Consider the following 15075-nt stretch of genomic DNA (forward strand, 5'->3'; position numbering starts at 1 on the left):
TGTACCGGATGCGCCGCGACGGCGCGGCGGTTATTGGGCAGCGTCCACGGCGTCCATGACGCGCGCCGAGTAGACCAGCGCGGCGCCGGCGTTCAGCGCCACGGCCACGCCCAGCGCCTCGGCGATCTCGCCCTTGGTGGCGCCGTTTTCGGTGGCCGCCTTGGCGTGCACCGCGATGCAGCCGTCGCAGCGGGTGGTGACGGCCACCGCCAGGGCGATCAGTTCGCGCGTCTTGGCGTCCAGCTGATTGGTCTGCTTGCCGGCCGCCGAAAGCTGCTGATAGCCCTTGACGGTTTCCGGGCTGGCCTTGGCGATTTCGCCGATGCGCGTCATCAGTTCCGAGCGGTATTGGTTCCAGTCCAGCATGATTGATCCTTTATGGGTGAGGGGGTGATTGAAAGTTGCCGCCTACCGGGCGTAGCGGTCGCGCACGGCGACGGCGTCCTGGGTCTGGCCGCACAGCATGGCCTGGTCCACGTCCATGTGGCTGCCCAGGTGATTCAACGCGTTGGCATACGCATTGATGCTTTGCTTGGACATGCGCACCGCGAGCTCGGGCATCTTGCCGATGCGCGCGGCGAGGTCCTGGGCATGCGCGCGGGCCGCGCCATCGGCCACGACAAAATCTGCCACGCCCCATTCGAGCGCCGTGTCGGCCGACATCTTTTCGCCCAGCAGCACGATCTGTTTCGCGCGCGCCGGACCGACCAGGTTCACCAGGCGCGGAATGGTCTGCCATCCCAACGGGATGCCGATCTGCACTTCGGGCACGAACAGGAAGGCCGACTTGCCCATGACGCGCCAGTCGCAGGCGAGCGTGAGCGCGATGCCGCCGCCCACGTTCATGCCCTCGACGGCGGCGATGGTGATCTGCGGCAGGTCTTCCCAGGCCTTGCACAGGCGGGTGCCGCGCAAGGCGATGGCGCGCCGCTCGAGCTGGGTCTTGTCGTCCAGGCTCCAGCGCGTGGCATCGCCCAGGTCGATGCCGGCCGAGAATTCGTTCTGGTTGCCGCTGAGCACGATGCACGCGACGGAGGTGTCCTGCTGCAGCGCCAGCGCGATATCGGTCAGGCGCAGCACCATCTCCTGACTCAGCGCATTGCGCTTGCCGCCGCGGTCTATGGTGACCGTCGCCACCGCGCCTGTTTTCTCCAGCGAGATGATTTCCTTCATACCGGTGTTCCCCTTGTGAGTCGCTAACTGTTCAGCAGTTCGGCGGCGGCCAGGTCGGCGGCCGAGTGCAGGACTGCGACGATTTCCTGCAGGTCATGCGATTTGAGGCGGGCGGCGGGGCCGACCACGCCGATGCTGTAGAGGCCGCGCGCCGGACCGCTCATCACCGGGCAGGCCACGCTCAGCACGCCTTCGTCGATTTCGCCGTCGCAGATGGCAAAGCCCTGCCGGTGCACCTGGTCGAGTTCCTGCATCAGGGTGTCGACCCGCAACCCCGGCGTGCTGCTGGCCACCGGTTCGAGCAGCGCCTGGATCCGGGCCGGATCGAGGTAGGCCAGAATGGCCTTGCTCGACGAGCACTTGTCCAGCGGCCGGCTGCCCACGCCGGGGTAGATGTACAGCTGGTCCTTGCGGGTGGGCGTGACCGCCTGCACCAGGTCCACCTCGTCGTTCCACAGCCGCGCGCAGAAGGCGGTTTCCTCCAGGCGCCCCACCACGAAGTTCAGGGCGGGATCGAACAGCGCCAGCTTGCTGTCCTGGGCCAGGCTGCTGCGCATCAGGCCGATCAGGCCATCGCCCAGCACGAAGTTGCCGCTGGCGTCGTCCTGGCCCAGATAATCGATCTCGCGCAAGATGGTTGCCATGCGATGGGTGGTGCTGCGCGGCAGGCCGGTGGCGGCGGCCAGCTCGGCCAGCGACAGGCCGCCGGGACGGCTGGCGATGGCATGCAGGATGTGGTCGTAACGGTTCAGCGGATTGGACATGGGTGCTCTAGTGCTGCTGCCGCAAGGCCATCTTGTCGACCTTGCCTATGGACAGCATCGGTAGTGAGTTGCGGACGAAAATGCGCTTGGGCACTTTATAGTTGGCCATGCGTTCGCGGCACCACTGCACCAGTTCGGGCTCCGACACGTCGGTGTCGGGCCTGAGGATCAGGTGCGCGTGGCCGACCTGCTGGTAGAGCTCGTCGTCGACGGCAATGACGGCCGACATCAACACGTTGGGGTGCTGCTCGAGCACGACCTCGATCTCGCGCGGGTAAACGTTGTAGCCCCCGGATTTATACATTTCCTTGATGCGTCCGACCAGCCGGAAGTTGCCGTCGTCGTCGCGCTGGGCCATGTCGCCGGTCTTGAGCCAGCCATCCCGCGTAAAGGCGCCGGCGGTGGCGGCGTCGTCGCGCAGGTAGCCATTCATGCAGTACTGGCCGCGCACCTGCAGCTCGCCCTGGGTCCCGACGGGCAACGGCTGGCCCTGCTCGTCGGCCACGCGCAACTGGCCCTCGGGAATGGCGCGTCCCACGGTATAGGCGGCCGCCTCGAGCGAGTCGCTGGCGACGATGTAGCTGACCGACCCGCACGACTCGGTCAGGCCGTAGGTGGAGCCGATGCGCGGGCAGTGCTCCTTGACCCGCTGCAGGATGGGCATGGGAATGGCCGCGCCCGAGAAAATGAACCACTCCATCCCGCGCATGATGGACATGTCGAAGGACGGCTCGCGGATCAGCATCTGCAGCATGGTCGAACCCAGCATCAGCATGTTGACGCGATGCTTCTCGATCAGGCCCATCACCTCGGCCGGCCGGTAGCGTTCCTGGTAGATGATGGTGCCGCCGGCCAGGATCTGCGACAGGCCCCGGAAGTGCATGCCGCCGATATGGTTGATCGGCGCGAAGTTGATGACCACCGGGTGGCTTTGCGTGGCGAAGGTGCGGGCCTGCACGGTAGAGCGGTAGATCAGCGCCGTCTGGCTCAGCAACACGCCCTTGGGATTGCCCGTGGTGCCCGAGGTGTAGACCAGCATGCAAGGCTGGGCGGCATCGTCGAACGGCTTCGGGCACGGCGCATCCGGCGCGTCGCACAACGCGTGCAGCATCGCCTCGTCGCAGGATGCCTGGCTGTCGTAGAACAGCAGCTCGGGGCGCCGGGCCTGCGGCGCCAGCGTGGCCAGCGCCGCGTCCAGGTCGTCGGCGTAGCGGCGCGCTTCGAACTCGCGCACCGACAGCACCAGCTTGGGCCGCGCGTGGCCGATCACATACGCCATTTCGCGCGGCTGGTACCTGGGGTTCAGTCCCACCCACAACGCCCCCAGCCGCGCCGCGGCCAGCAGGCAGACCATGGCGTCGGGCGTGGGCGGGGCCAGCAGCGCCACGCAGTCGCCCGCGCCGATGCCGCGTGCGCTCAGGCCGGCGGCGCAGCGCCGCACCCGCGCGGCCAGCTCGCCGTAGGTGATGGCGCCGTCGCCGTGCGCCAGCGCGTCGCGCTCCGGAAAGCGCCGGGCGTGCTCTTCGATGATGTCCCACCAGGTATGGCCCGGCGGCTGCATGTGCTGTTCGAGACTGCTCATTGCCCTTGTCCGTTCAGAACTTGATGTTTTTCTTTTCGACGATGTCCTTGAACAAGGCCGACTGGCTGTCCACGAACGCTTGCGTCTGCGCCGGCCCCTTGAAGGCCGCCTCGGTGCGCATGGCCTTGACCTGCGCCAGCACGCCGGGGTCGCGCAGGGCCTCGGCGAAGCTGCTTTGCAGCTTGTCGATGACGGCGGCCGGCGTGCCCTTGGGCGCCGCCATCACATAGGAAATGACGTTCTCGGCGGCCTCGGGGTAGCCCGCCTCGACCAGCGTCGGCGTATCGGGCAGGAACTGCGAGCGTGTGCGTTGCAGCACCACCAGCGCCTGGGTCTTGCCGGCATCCAGCATGGTGCCCGCGGCGTTGATGCCGTCGATCATCAGGTCCACCTGGTTGCCGGCCAGCGCCGTCACCGCCTCCACGCCCTTGTACGGGATGTGGCGGAACTCGACGCCGGTATCGTTCATGAACACTTCGCCCGCCAGATGGGTGGACGAACCCACGCCATAGGTGGCGTAGGTGTAGCGGCCGGGACTCTGCCTGGCCGCATCCAGCACCGTCTTCAGATCGGACGGCATGGTCTTGTTGGCGGTCAGCACCATGGACGTCTGGCCCAGCGTGGCCACGTAGTCCAGCGATTTGGCGGGCGCGTAGGGCTGCGGCGACATGACGTACGGGATCAGGGTATAGCTGGTGTTGGTGGACACCAGCAGCGTATAGCCGTCGGGCGCGGCGCCGATGACGGCGTTCACGCCGATCACGGTGCTGCCGCCCGGCTTGTTGAGGATGGTGATGGGCTGGCCCAGCACCCGGGAAGCGCGTTCGGACACGATGCGCATGAACTGGTCGGTGCCCCCGCCCGCGGAATACGGAATGACGATCTTGATGGGCTTGTCGGGGTACGCGGCCGCGCCCTGGTCCGCATGCGCGGCGCCGACGCCGGCCAGGCAGGTAACGGCCACCGCGAGCGCGCTGACGATTCGGTACATCGCTTGTCTCCTGATGCGCGCACTGGATTGCAGCCCGGTTGCGCAATGGGTAATGGCAGCCGCTGGCGCGGCTTTTTATGAATCCCGCAAATTGAGATTTGATCCCATACTACGGGACAATTATTTTCCATGCAAGCGGAATCGCAATGCGGTACATCCAAAAAAAACGGCCCGGATGGGCCGCCTCGAAACGTGGGCTGCAGGAAGGAAGGAAGGAAGGAAGGAAGGCCGCACGAGCCAGGCCGGCGCGGCACCAGCGACCGCGCGCCTGTCCCGACGGGGACTGGCGTCTGCGGCATGACGTGCCTGTACCCGGACGAGAGCTGACATCCGCGGCGAGGTGTGCCCGTCCCCACTGGGACAGATACCGTCTTGGCAGTCAACCGTTCATGGCGTAGAGCGGTGTGTCTGTCCCGGCCGGGACAGACACACCATGCCGCAGGCGCCGGTCTCCGCAGGGACAGGCACGTCATGCCGCCGATGCCAGTCCTCATCCGGGGAGGGACGCTCCATTGTTCGCCGCGGAGACGGGCGCCAGGCCATGCGGCACGATGGCCGCGATTTCGCTTTCGCGCGCCGGTTCGCCTTGCAGGTGGCGCACCAGGTCCAGGGTGGTCGACCGGCGTGTCAGCATCAGGCAGGTCACTTCGCCGCCGCAAACCCGGGTGGCGTGCCAACAGCCCGGCCGCATGCAGACGCCCTGCCCCGGCGGCACCACGAAAGCGGCCAGGCTGGCCAGATCGGGACTGCCATCGAACGCGCTGCGCGCGACGATCTGGACGATGGCGCCGGTCAGCGGCACGATGGCCTGCTGCGTCAACAAGTGTTTTTCGAGCGTGTCGAAACCGGGTTGGCTGAGCCGGTAATTGACCCACAGCACTTCCGTTTCCCTGCCGACGCCGGCGCCGGTGTCGAATACGTGCTCCTGCCAGAAGTCGGTGGCCGGGTTGCTGAACCGCGGCGCATCCCCGCCGGCTGGCAGGGGCTTGCCCAGCATCCAGCCATAAGGCGCGAAGGCGGCTTCGGTCAGGGCTTGCGGGCGCAGGGCAGGCGTGGTCGGCATGGATATCTCGATGAGAAAGACACGGGCCGGACAAATGCGGGGGCTCGCATCGAAACAGGTTCGACGCGAGCCCCGCGTCCGCGGCATACGCGAATATAGCCGCAACGCCGGCCAGCACGCGGCCGGCCCGACCCCAGGTCAGTACGCCACGCGCAGCCCCAGGTTGGCGCTCCAGCCACGGTCGCTGCCATCGCCGCTGCCCACCGACTTGCCGTAGCCCACCTGCCCCCACAGGCCCACGCTCTTGCCCAGCTGCGTGTCCACGCCCGCCTTCAGATCGACGGCCGTGCTCTGGCGGCTGGCGCGTACGCTGTGCGCGCCCGCAAACGTCACGGTGTCGGCGCCAGCGAAATCATGCAGCAGCGATACGCCCATGAACGGCCGCAACAGCGTCTTTCCGTATGCGTACTGGCCCGACAGGCGCGTTCCCAGGCGCGCCGTCAGCGCATCCGGCGTCTTGTATGACACCGAAGACACGCGATCGGCGCCATTGGCGATGCTGAGCCGCTGATACACCACTTGGGCTTGCGGTTCGATTTGCCAACGCGGGCCGAGCTGCCACGGATAGCCCGTCTCCACCGAGGCCGTCATGCCCCAGCCGCGGCTGGTCGCGCCGACATGGGCCGACGACGTGGTCTGTTGCTTGTAGCGCGTGCCCGCCAGCACCGAGTCGATGTACCAGCCGCCCGGACCGGTGTGCGTCCAATAGGCGCCCAATTGGGTGGCCCGCAGCGTGGATGTGCCCACGGCCTGGATTTCGCCGCGCGCCAGGCCATGCACGTCGCCGCGCGCCGTGGCGTATCCGCCGAACACCCCGAAAGTGTCGGCGTGCCGCGCGGCCGAGCGGCGTGCGTAGAGGTCCACGCCCAGTTGCGCGCCGGTCAAATGGCCATCGAAGGACGGCGCAGCCTCGCCACCGGCGGAACGCTCGAAACGGCGCCCGAAGGTGCGCGCCCAAACGGCGCGCTCCACGGTGCCCGCCCCGGGCGAGGCCACGGCGGGCCGGCCCGCGCGTTCGCGGTAGCTGCCCAGCGCTTCCGTGCCGATCATGCGCATCAGCATGGGCGCGCCGGCATACAGCGGCACCTCGGGCCGGTAGAAGGGAACGACCTTGACGATCCGTCCCGCCTCGTCGCGCACGACGCGGGACGTACGCAGGTACCAGTCTTGCGCCTGCGCCGCGGCGCCGTCGCCCGCGCCGCGCAGCAACTGGTACTCGTAGGCGCCCGCGACCAGCGGCTGCGCCAGGCGGAAGGACCCGGGCGCGGTCGTGGCGCCGCCCTGGGCCACGACCACCGGAATGCCGCGCAGAGTCAGGCCGCCCAACCCGCCCTGCGGCTTGACCACGACCGGCGTGACACCGCTGGCCGCGCCGCCGTCGAGCGCCAGCCGATCGGCTGGCGCGGCATCGCCGCCGAGCACCGCCTCCACTTCCAGGCTGCCGCCCGCGCCAGCGTAATCGCCGGCCACCGTCAACGCGCCGATCGAGTTGCCCGGCGCGACCACGCCGCGGTTGGCTACATTCCCGACGATGCGGCCCGTGCCGCCCAGCACGCCGGCCTGCTCGACCGTGACCGGGCTGGCGATGCTGCCGTTGACGGCCAGCCGGCCGGCGGCGATGCGGGTCGGCCCCCGGTAGGTATTGGCCTGGCCAAGCCGCAGCTCGCCGCCGCCTGTCTTGACCAGGCCGCCCGCCCCGCCTATCGCGCCGTCCCAATCCAGCCGGGTGCCGTCGCGGGTGACGAAAACGCCGCCTGCCGTATCGAGGGTGGCGGCACGCGTCGAGGCAAAGCTGGCGGTGGTCACCAAGGTGCCGCCGTCCAGCGTCAGGGCGCCGGCCGCCGCGCCCAGGTTGGCGTCGCGCGAGACCTGCAGCGTGCCGCCGGTGACTGCCGTACCGCCGGCATGACGGTTATCGGCGCTCAGCACCAGCGTGCCCGGACCGGCCTTGGTCAGTTTGCCCGCGCCGGCTACCACGCCCCGCCAATCCAGGGTCGTATCCGCGTCCGGCAGCAATACGCCGTTGCGCGCCCCGACGCGCAGCGCGCGGTCGAGCGCCAACGACGCCGTGGTGGCCAGCGTGCCGCCGTCAAGCGTCACCGCCGTGCCCGCCGCGCCCAGGTGGGCGTCGCGCGCGATGCGCAGCGTGCCGCCGTAGACCAGGGTGCCGCCGGCATGCTGGTTGTCGTGGTTCAGCGCCAGCGTGCCGGCGCCGATCTTGGTCAGCGCGCCGGCGCCGCCGATCGCCCCGTTCCAGTCCAGCCGGGTGCCGGCGGCCACGTCCAGCGTGCCGTGGGCCGCGCCCAGGGTCGCTGCGCGGCTGGTCGCGAGATCCGCCGTGGTGGCCAGCGCGCCGCCGTCCAGGGTCACGCCCGTGCCGGCCCGCCCCAGGTTGGCGTCGCGCGCGATTCGCACTGTGCCCGCATTGACGATGGTGCCGCCGCCATAATGGTTGGCCGCGGCCAGCACCAGGGTGCCGGTGCCCTGCTTGACCAGGACGCCCTCCCCGTCGAGCAGGCCGTTCCAGCCCAGGATGGCGCCGTCGGCCGTATCGATGACGGCCGCGCCGCTCAGCGTGGCCGTGCGCGCGGTCGCGAAGCTGGCGGTCGCGGCCAGGCGGCTGCCATTGAGCGCCACGTCGCCCGCGCCCAGGTTGGCGTCGCGCGAGACCTGCAGCGTGCCGGCATTGACCTCGGTGCCCCCCGCGTAGCGGTTGTCGCCGTCCAGTACCAGCGTGCCCGGGCCTTGCTTGACCAGCGTGCCGGCGCCATCGACCGTGCCGCGCCATTGCAGCGTCGCCCGATCGTCGGTGTCGATCGAGGCGCGCCCGGTGAGCGTCGCGTTGCGGCCGGTGGCAAAGCCGGCGGTCGCATGCAGGCGGCTGTTGTCCAGGGTCAGCGCGCCGCCGCCCAGGTTGGCGTCGCGCGCAACCCGCAGCGTGCCGGCCTCGACCACGGTGCCGCCGGCGTACGTGTTCGTGCCGCCCAGGGCCAGCGTGCCAGCGCCCTGCTTGACCAGCCGGCCCGCGCCGGCAACGTCGCCCTGCAAATCCAGCGTGGCGGAGTCGGCGACGACGATCCGGCCGCCGCCGTTGCCCACGGTGGCGTTGCGCCGGCTCGCGAACCCGGCGGTGGTCGACAGCGTGCCGCCGTCGAGCGTCAGCATGCCATGCGCTTCGCCCAGGTTTTCGTCGCGCGCGACGCGCAGCACCCCGCCGGTAACCCGAGTGCCGCCGGCGTGGGTATTGTCGTGCTCCAGCACGAGCGTGCCGGCGCCCGTCTTGGTCAGCGCGCCCGCCCCGCCGACCTGGCCCTGCCATTGCAGGGTGTGGCCGCCCGCCACCGAAAGCGCGCCGTGCCCGGCGCCCACGACAATCTCGCGCCCGCTGGAGAACCCGCTCGAAACCGCCAGGGTGCCGCCGTCCAGCGTCACCGCGCCCTGTCCGGCACCCAGGTTGGCATCGGACGACACCTGCAGCGTGCCGGCCTCGACGCGGGTATCGCCCTTGTAAGTGTTGGCGCCGGCCAGCGCCAGGGTGCCCGCCCCTTGCTTGCGCAGCTCGCCCTTGCCGCCAATGGCGCCGTTCCACGTCAGCGTGGTGGCCTGGGCGGTATCGATCAGGCCGGCGTTCTCGAGCTGGCCCCTGCGCGCGGTCGCAAAGCTGCCCGTGCTGGCCAGCCGCCCGCCGTCGAACGTGACCATGCCGTTGGCCCGGCCCAGGTTGGCGTCACGCGATACCTGCACGGTGCCGCCCCGCAGGCGCGTGCCGCCGGTGTACGTGTTGACGCCCTCCAACCTCAGGGTGCCGTCGCCGGCCTTGGTCAGCGCGCCGGCGCCGTTGACGACGCCGCGCCACGCCACCTCCTTGCCGGCCGCGACGTCGACGGCCTTGGCCCCGGCGGTCAGCGTCAGCTGGCGATTGCTGGTGAAATCCCCGTTGGCCGCCAACCCGCCGCCGTTGAGCGTGACCGCGCCCTTGGCCGCGCCCAGGTTCTGGTCGCGAGAGACTTGCACGACCCCGCCCAAGACCTCGACGCCCTTGGCGTAGGTATTGTTGCCGCTCAGCACGAGCGTGCCGCCGCCCTGCTTGGACAGCTTGCCATTGCCGTCGACCGTGCCGCGCCATTCGAGCGTGTCGCCCGCGGGCGTTGCCACGGTTGCCGCGCCCTTGAGCGTGACCCGCCGCGAGGTGGCATGCGAACCCATGCTCTCGTACGCCGTATTGTTTTCCAGCACCAGTGCACCGCGGCCCAGGCTTTCCTCTCTGGCCACGCGCAGCTTGCCTGCCCGGACCACGGTCTGGCCGGCGTACTCGTTGACGCCAGTGAGCGCCAGGGTCCCGCCCCCCATTTTGACCAGATCGCCGGCGCCCGATATCGCGCCGCTCCAGGTCAGGGTGGCGCCGCGAGCCACGTCCAAGGAACCACGGACCAGCGTGAGATCGCGGTTGCTCGAAAAACTGCCGCCGGCAAGCAGATTTCCGCCCTGCAGGGTTACTGCGCCCCGTCCCAGGTTGTCTTCGTGGCCTGCCCGAAGCACGCCTGCCGCGACCACCGTACCGCCCGAGTGCGTGTTGGCGCCGGCCAGGACCAGCGTGCCCTGGCCTGACTTGCGCAACATGCCGCCGCCGCTCAGATTGCCGTTCCAGGTCACGGTATGCGAGGCGTCGACCTCCATGGTGGCCTGGCCGCTCAATGCGGCCGCGCGCGAGGTCGCGAAGCTGCCGGTGCCCTGCAGTGTGCCGTTGTTCAGCGCCAGCGGCCCTCGGCCAAGATTGGCGTCGCTGGATATCTGCAGCTTGCCGGCATTGACGGTCGTGCCGCCATCGTGCTTATTGGTGCCGCGCAGCAGCAAGGTTCCCTGGCCTTCCTTCACCAGTGCGCCGGCGCCGCTGATTTCGCCGTTCCAGCTGAGTATCTTGGTGGCCGCGACGTCTATGCTTTCGTTGCCGGCGAGCGTCAATGCACGCGTTGCCGTGAAGCTGTCCGTGGCGGCCAGCTGGCTGTGCTTGAGCGCCAACGTACCGGAACCCAGGCTGGCGTCATGCGCCACGCGCAGCGTTCCGTTGTTGATTTCCGTGCCGCCGCCATACGTATTGGAGGCGTGCTCCAGCACCAGCGTGCCGCCCTGGGTCACCAGTTTGCCGGAACCGGTGACCTGGCCTTGCCAGGTCGTGGTCGTTCCCGGCTCGATGATCAACGTCTGCGCCCCGGGATCGAGTGTCAGGCCACGATTGACCGCGATGCTGTTCTTGATGGCCAGGGCGCCACCGTGGAGCTGCACCGAACTGCCGTTGCCGCCCAGGTTGCCGGCCGCCGATACGCTGAGCCTGCCCGCCTCCACCACCAGCTTGCCGGTATGGGTGTTGTTGCCCGTCAGCGCCAGGTCGCCGCCGCCACGCTTGACGATGCGCCCCGCGCCGCTCAGCACGCCCCCATACGCGGCATTGCCGTCCTGCGTGAACTGGACCGTGCCTGCATTGCTGATGGACCGCATGGCGCTGGCGGCCGTTACGTCCGCCGTGGCGCCGGCGGACACCTGCAGCACGCCGCCCTGGGTGGCGCCGCTGTTGTCGCCGCGCAGGACCAGCGTGCCGCCCTGCGCCTGGACCGTGGACTTGAGATTGTTGTCGTTGCGGCCGACCTGGCCGTTCAAGGCCCAGGTTCCGGCACCTGCCTTGGTAATCGTGCCGAAGTTGCGGATATCCCGGTCCAGCGTGCCCGCGCCGGCGTTCAGCTTCAGGCTGTTGTTGCCGCTGCCGCCGTTCAAGGATCCGGCAAGGGTCGAACCGCCATCGAGGATGACGCGGTCGTCGCCGCCCGCAAGTTCCAGGTGGCCGACGATGCGCCCGTTGGCATGGTTGTGCACCGTCACGCCCGCCCCGGTGGAGGCCGGGGCTCGCGAGCTGCCTATGACCGTCGCCTCCCCGCCGTTGACGCGGGTCTCGATCGTGCCGTGGTTGTGGATGGTGTTGGCGGCATTGGCGGAATTGGCGTCCACCCAGATCGCCGCGGCCTGGTCGGCCCGGATCGTGCCACGGTTGGTGACGGTATTGCCGGCCCCTGCCAGCCCGATCGCCTCGGCCGCCGAGTCGGTGCCCTTGGCCAGCACCTGGGCGCCGGCATCGATGTCAATGGTGTTGCCGCCCACTCCCTCCAGCGTATTGGCGTGAGGGGCCCCGTTGGTGGGTGGCGTGACCACCGTGCTTTGCACGACGGCGCCGTCGTGGATCCGGACCCGGCTGTTATTGCCCACGCTGATGGCCGTGCTGTCGCCGGCCTCGATCCGCGCACCGGCCTGCACCGTGACCTGTTGGTTGTTCCCGCCGGAGCCGCCGCCCACCTTGGCGCGATGCGTTCCGCCTGCCGTGGTGCAGGTGGTGGCAGACCCCGAGGTGGTGCAATTCGCCCACGCCGCCGCCCCCTGGAACCCCAGGGCCAGGGCCAGCAAGGTAGGCGCCACCCCATGTCCTGCCGGCCTGCTGCGGCGCCCCTCGAAAGCCTGGGCCTTTAACCGTCTCATGATCTCTCCCGCGAAATGAAATGTATGGGCGCACGCGGGGAACTCCCCACGACGCCGGCAAGGTCTATGGATGAAGCAAGAGGGATGAAGCGGCCGCGCAGCGATTTGGGCGGTACGGCCGCGGCGATCTGACGCGGTCAGTGGCCGTACGCGTGCATTGCAACGGAAACCTGACAGGAAGTCGTAGTCTTCCCAGCTTGCTTGCCAGTGACTACTGACACCAGCAAGCTAGAAATCCTAGGGAGATTCGGCATTCAAAGATGCAGGCGCTACCTGCCCGGTTGAGTAGGAAACATCTCAACCTCGTAATACTCTGGATTTGCGACGGTCGCCGGCGCCCGGCACGGTGCCGGGCAATGCCTGGATGGCGCCATGCGCGGAACGCGCATCGCGGTGTGGATTTACCGGGGCGGCAGCGCGCCCCGTCCGACGCACTGTTGCTACTGCGCCTTCTCCTGGATTTTTTCGCCGCCGCGCTCGATGTCCCTGCCGGCGCCCGACATGGTGTTGCAGCCCGCCAGCGCGGCGAGCGTGATGGCGGCAAGCAGGGCCGCCCGGATACGGTTGTTCATGATTGGCTCCTTGTCGTTGGATGGGCCGCGGCTACTTGCCGTAGCGCTTCTTGACGTCCGCCTCACACTTGTCCTGCGCGTCGCCCGACATGGCGTCGCATTTCTTCATGTCGACGTCGTAGTCGGCCTTGCGGCGCTCCTTGCTCGCCTCGCGGTCGGCCTCGGCCTTTTCCTTGCCGGCCTTGGATTGGGCCTGGGCGCTCTCCTTGTCGGCCTTGGCCTTTTGCATGCAGACGTCTTTATCGTTGCCGCTCAGGCCATCGCATTGCTTTCTGGCGGCGTCGTAGCGGGCGTCGATCTGATCGTCGGTGAGCACGCCGCCCGTACTCTGGGCGTGGACAGGCAGCGCCAGAGCGCCGGCGCCGATCAATACGGCGGCAAGGGCATGGATGCAGGTCTTCATGTTGTCTTCCTTCGGTAGGTATGAAAGGCGCACTCGTGCCGCTTGCCGTGGGAGCGATCGGCCTGTGCGCCAACGCCCCCAGCAAGTGGTGTGCCCACGCTCCCGCGAAGACGGCTATCGAGTGTTGCCGTTCATTCCCGCCTGGCCCTGCCCCACCGGGTCGAATTCCCCGCGCGCGATGGCCTCGACGATGGCGGCGCGTTGCTCGGCCGCGCGCTTGAGGTTGGCGGCGGTGGGCTTCATGCGCAGGCGCCGCACGCAAGTCTTGCCCTGGTAGACGAAGCTGATCTCTATCGAGGATTCGGACGCGGGCCGCACGCCTTCGAACTTGCCGCTCATGCGTGCCCCGCCTGTTCGTCGAAGCATTCGAGCAACGCCTTGACGCGGGCGCTGCGGCCCTTGCGGCCGGGCACCAGCAGCATGACGGGCGCGCTGTCCAATTGCCATTGCGGCATGACGCGCACCAGCGCGCCGCGCGCCACCGCGCCTTCGGCATCCCATTGCGAGCGCACCACCAGGCCCAGCCCCTGTTCGGCCCAGGCGCGCGCCACGTTGCCGTCGTTGGATACGTAGGCGGGCGCGATGCGCACGGTTTCGGCCGCCTTGCGGCCCGATGCGCCGGCATCGGCGCGGCGGAAGCGCCACAGGCTGGCGTCCTCGTCGTTTTCGCGGATGCAGATGCAGCGGTGATGCAGCAGATCGCGCGGTTCGCGCGGCATGCCGTGGTCTTGCAGATACTGCGGGCTGGCGCACAGCCAGCGCTCGTTGTCGGCCAGCCGGCGCGTCACCCACGACGAATCGCGCACCGCGCCGATGTGCACGACGGCGTCGGCGTCCTGGTGATCGGGCCAGGGCGTTTCGCGCAGGTCGAGCTGCACGCGCAGATCCGGATGGCGTTGCGCCAGCCGCGCCAGCACGGGCGCGATATGCCGGCGGCCATAGCCGAACGGCGCGGCGATCCGCAGCGTGCCGGTCAGGCGGGTGTCGTCGCGCCGCAGCGATTCGGGCAACGCCTGCAGTTGCGCCAGCAGGACGGCGGCTTCGCGGGCCAGGCGCTCGCCCTCGGGCGTCAGGCTGAGACGGCGCGCGCTGCGCACCGCCAGCGCCAGGCCCAGGCCGGCCTCCAGCTTGCGCAGCCGCATCGACAGCGCCGGCGGCGTCACGTTCAGCGCGCGCGCCGCGGCGCTGAGCGACGGCGCCTGCGCCAGGGCCGCGGCCAGTTGCAGGTCCTCGATTCTGAGCATTCAGTTCTGCTTAACGATTGATGAAGAATCATTAAATCATGCAGATGGCTGGCTGTCCTATAGTCGATGCATTCCCCCACCTGGAGCGATCCATGTCCATCGCCACGCCAACGGGTTATCCGCGCGCCGTCCTGTTCGACCTGCTGACAGGCCTGCTCGATTCATGGACGGCGTGGAACGCCGCCGCGGGCTCGGAGCCCGCCGGCCGCGCCTGGCGCGCCGAATACCTGCGCCTGGCGTACGGCTGCGGGCGCTATGTTCCCTACGAGCAACTGGTGCGCGAGGCCGCGCGCGCCACCGGCCTGCCCGGCAGCGCGCCCGCCGCGCTGGAGGCCGGCTGGCATGAACTGCCTGTCTGGGACGACGCGCGCGCGCTGCTGCGGGCGCTGCGTCCGCACTGCAAGCTGGCGGTGGTGACCAATTGCTCGCGCGACCTGGGCCGCCAGGCCGCCGGCCTGCTGGGCGTCGATTGGGACGCGATCGTGACGGCGGAGGAAGCCGGCTTCTACAAACCCGACCCGCGCCCGTACCGCATGGCCCTGCAGGCGCTGCAGGTGCCGGCCGACGACGCCGCCTTCGTGGCCGGCTCCGGCCACGACCTGTTCGGCACCGCCGCGGTCGGGCTGCGCACATGCTGGCACAACCGCCTTGGCCTGGCTCGCCCGCAAGGCGCGCCCGAACCCGAGCTGCAATCCGCGACGCTGGCCGCCGCGCTGCCCTGGCTGCAGGCGTTCAGGCGCGCCGGCTGACCCGAATTTCCC

Annotated in this window: 12 protein-coding genes; 1 reads left to right on the plus strand and 11 read right to left on the minus strand. The window is 69.3% G+C overall.

Translation table 11 applies throughout. From position 1 onward, the window contains the following. Window positions 1-30: 30 nt before the first annotated feature. The 11 genes from CAL11_RS21835 to CAL11_RS21885 all read right to left on the minus strand — a co-directional run bounded on the left by CAL11_RS21835 (window position 31) and on the right by CAL11_RS21885 (window position 14314). A complete protein-coding gene (locus CAL11_RS21835; protein ID WP_086094253.1) occupies window positions 31-366 on the minus strand; it encodes a carboxymuconolactone decarboxylase family protein in 336 nt (111 codons plus the stop codon). A gap of 42 nt (window positions 367-408) precedes the next feature. Continuing rightward, complete coding sequence (locus tag CAL11_RS21840) at window positions 409-1173, minus strand: enoyl-CoA hydratase/isomerase family protein (protein WP_086094254.1); 765 nt, start codon at window positions 1171-1173, stop codon at window positions 409-411. 23 nt (window positions 1174-1196) lie between these two features. After that, on the minus strand, window positions 1197-1937 hold the full coding sequence (locus tag CAL11_RS21845) for an IclR family transcriptional regulator (protein ID WP_086094255.1): 741 nt from the start codon (window positions 1935-1937) through the stop codon (window positions 1197-1199). Between the two features lie 7 nt (window positions 1938-1944). Further along, the gene (locus tag CAL11_RS21850; RefSeq protein ID WP_086094256.1) at window positions 1945-3519 is read right to left on the minus strand and encodes a class I adenylate-forming enzyme family protein; all 1575 of its coding nucleotides are present in this window, start codon (window positions 3517-3519) and stop codon (window positions 1945-1947) included. Window positions 3520-3532: 13 nt separating this feature from the next. Next, window positions 3533-4510, minus strand: a complete 978-nt coding sequence (locus CAL11_RS21855) for a Bug family tripartite tricarboxylate transporter substrate binding protein (protein ID WP_086094257.1) — start codon at window positions 4508-4510, stop codon at window positions 3533-3535. A gap of 490 nt (window positions 4511-5000) precedes the next feature. After that, window positions 5001-5573, minus strand: a complete 573-nt coding sequence (locus tag CAL11_RS21860) for an ureidoglycolate lyase (RefSeq protein WP_086094258.1) — start codon at window positions 5571-5573, stop codon at window positions 5001-5003. Window positions 5574-5711: 138 nt separating this feature from the next. Further along, the gene (locus CAL11_RS21865; protein WP_157668873.1) at window positions 5712-12095 is read right to left on the minus strand and encodes an autotransporter-associated beta strand repeat-containing protein; all 6384 of its coding nucleotides are present in this window, start codon (window positions 12093-12095) and stop codon (window positions 5712-5714) included. Window positions 12096-12535: 440 nt separating this feature from the next. Then, window positions 12536-12667: an entericidin A/B family lipoprotein gene (locus tag CAL11_RS21870; protein WP_086094259.1), complete on the minus strand. Its 132-nt coding sequence runs from the start codon at window positions 12665-12667 to the stop codon at window positions 12536-12538. Between the two features lie 31 nt (window positions 12668-12698). Beyond that, window positions 12699-13070, minus strand: a complete 372-nt coding sequence (locus CAL11_RS21875; protein WP_086094661.1) for a hypothetical protein — start codon at window positions 13068-13070, stop codon at window positions 12699-12701. A 114-nt stretch (window positions 13071-13184) separates the two neighbouring features. Then, window positions 13185-13409 carry an Arm DNA-binding domain-containing protein gene (locus CAL11_RS21880; protein WP_086094260.1) on the minus strand — a complete coding sequence of 75 codons (225 nt, stop codon included), beginning with the start codon at window positions 13407-13409 and terminating at the stop codon, window positions 13185-13187. Further along, complete coding sequence (locus tag CAL11_RS21885) at window positions 13406-14314, minus strand: LysR family transcriptional regulator (RefSeq protein WP_086094261.1); 909 nt, start codon at window positions 14312-14314, stop codon at window positions 13406-13408. The genes CAL11_RS21880 and CAL11_RS21885 overlap by 4 nt, the downstream gene beginning before the upstream one ends. A gap of 92 nt (window positions 14315-14406) precedes the next feature. On the opposite strand from CAL11_RS21885, the gene CAL11_RS21890 reads away from it, so the two are divergent. Then, window positions 14407-15063 (plus strand): HAD-IA family hydrolase, encoded by a 657-nt coding sequence (locus CAL11_RS21890; protein ID WP_086094262.1) that lies wholly within the window; start codon window positions 14407-14409, stop codon window positions 15061-15063. Window positions 15064-15075 lie beyond the last annotated feature (12 nt).

The sequence above is a fragment of the Bordetella genomosp. 6 genome, assembly GCF_002119705.1.
GTDB classification, from domain to species: domain Bacteria; phylum Pseudomonadota; class Gammaproteobacteria; order Burkholderiales; family Burkholderiaceae_B; genus Bordetella; species Bordetella bronchiseptica_F.

Bases quoted from the DNA above. Each gene is read 5' to 3' on its own strand.
- CAL11_RS21835 (WP_086094253.1), bottom strand. From the start codon at position 366: ATGCTGGACTGGAACCAATACCGCTCGGAACTGATGACGCGCATCGGC.
- CAL11_RS21840 (WP_086094254.1), bottom strand. From the start codon at position 1,173: ATGAAGGAAATCATCTCGCTGGAGAAAACAGGCGCGGTGGCGACGGTC.
- CAL11_RS21845 (WP_086094255.1), bottom strand. From the start codon at position 1,937: ATGTCCAATCCGCTGAACCGTTACGACCACATCCTGCATGCCATCGCC.
- CAL11_RS21850 (WP_086094256.1), bottom strand. From the start codon at position 3,519: ATGAGCAGTCTCGAACAGCACATGCAGCCGCCGGGCCATACCTGGTGG.
- CAL11_RS21855 (WP_086094257.1), bottom strand. From the start codon at position 4,510: ATGTACCGAATCGTCAGCGCGCTCGCGGTGGCCGTTACCTGCCTGGCC.
- CAL11_RS21860 (WP_086094258.1), bottom strand. From the start codon at position 5,573: ATGCCGACCACGCCTGCCCTGCGCCCGCAAGCCCTGACCGAAGCCGCC.
- CAL11_RS21865 (WP_157668873.1), bottom strand. From the start codon at position 12,095: ATGAGACGGTTAAAGGCCCAGGCTTTCGAGGGGCGCCGCAGCAGGCCG.
- CAL11_RS21870 (WP_086094259.1), bottom strand. From the start codon at position 12,667: ATGAACAACCGTATCCGGGCGGCCCTGCTTGCCGCCATCACGCTCGCC.
- CAL11_RS21875 (WP_086094661.1), bottom strand. From the start codon at position 13,070: ATGAAGACCTGCATCCATGCCCTTGCCGCCGTATTGATCGGCGCCGGC.
- CAL11_RS21880 (WP_086094260.1), bottom strand. From the start codon at position 13,409: ATGAGCGGCAAGTTCGAAGGCGTGCGGCCCGCGTCCGAATCCTCGATA.
- CAL11_RS21885 (WP_086094261.1), bottom strand. From the start codon at position 14,314: ATGCTCAGAATCGAGGACCTGCAACTGGCCGCGGCCCTGGCGCAGGCG.
- CAL11_RS21890 (WP_086094262.1), top strand. From the start codon at position 14,407: ATGTCCATCGCCACGCCAACGGGTTATCCGCGCGCCGTCCTGTTCGAC.